Origin of the sequence: Kocuria rhizosphaericola (assembly GCF_044462205.1) — a bacterium.
Taxonomy (GTDB): Bacteria; Actinomycetota; Actinomycetes; order Actinomycetales; family Micrococcaceae; genus Kocuria; species Kocuria rhizosphaericola.
Genome location: NZ_JBISWK010000132.1, coordinates 1 through 1,133, shown reverse-complemented (window position 1 = coordinate 1,133; position 1,133 = coordinate 1). Strand labels below are relative to the sequence as shown.

General features: G+C 74.9%; 1 protein-coding gene. It reads right to left on the bottom strand.

Annotation, left to right across the window (positions count from 1 at the left end):
* Positions 1–43: 43 nt before the first annotated feature.
* Positions 44–1,021 (bottom strand): endonuclease domain-containing protein, encoded by a 978-nt coding sequence (locus ACH9D2_RS13545; RefSeq protein ID WP_396363333.1) that lies wholly within the window; start codon positions 1,019–1,021, stop codon positions 44–46.
* Between the last annotated feature and the right edge of the window lie 112 nt (positions 1,022–1,133).

Genomic DNA, 1,133 nt, shown 5'->3' with positions numbered 1-1,133 from the left:
GACACGTGCAACCTCGCTGGGTCTTCGGGGGATGTTCGCGCGCTCAGTGCACACCCCGGGCCCGGATGGCGGTCCGCACGAGGGCCACCGCTCGCGGCACGGTGCCGGACGGCGTCACCACGTCCTCCACGAGGTCACGGTGGGTGATGCGGACCTCGGTCCAGCCGGCGGCCTCCGTGCGGCGCTGCCGCCGGATGTCGATCTCGCGCTGGCCGGCCCGGTCGTGGTGGGCGCCCTCGTACTGGATGCTGACCCGGGCGGACTCGACGGCGAGGTCCGGGAGGACCTCGGTGCCGTCCGGGGCCACGATCCGGTGGTCGGTCGTCAACTCGTCGATCCCGTGCTCCCGGAGCAGGAGCCGGAGCCGGGTCTCCGGGACCGAGTCCGCGCCGGGCACGGACAGCTCCGCGGCGACCCGGAGCCTGCGCACGCCCCGCCGCCGCGCGTACCGGCCGAGCCGGCGCAGCAGCTCGGGGCGCGGCACCAGAGGATGAACGCCGCGCCGGAGGCCATGGCGGTGCTCGCAGACCACGCCGTCGACACAGGCCACGAGCTCGTCCGGACTCAGCGCCGGCGCCAGGTCCAGCAGTGTCCGCACCGGGACCGTCACGACAACGCCCTCCACGCGCACGGTCTCCCAGGGAGCGAGGTCCGCGTGGTGTCCGACCACCCCACGGCGCCGGGGCGGCACGCCGTCGTCGACACGGGTGACGTGGATCGGCTCGACGCCCTGCAGCCGCCCCGGCAGCCGGAGGCTCCAGACGATCCCGGCGCTGGCATGGCTGAGGGCACCGCCCGGGGTCAGCGTCAGCACAGGACGGGCTGCGGCGAGAACCGTGATCCGCGCCGCGCTCCCACCGGCATCCTGGGAGGAGTCCTGGACGACCTCGTGCACCCCCCGGGAAAGGGTGCGGTAGCGCCGGCCGCGGCGCTGGGAGTCGGTGATCCCCACGGCGTCGGCCTCTTCGGCGGTGAACGGGCCGCACCGGAGCGGGGCAGGAACGGGACGTGGTGCGGGCATGGCACGACTCAACAGCTCGTGGAGGGCGGCGGGCCACGTGGACCCCGGGCTGTGGAGCCCGATTCCCTGAGCGAGGTTGCACGTGTCGGCGACCGGACCGCGTGCGGTCGCC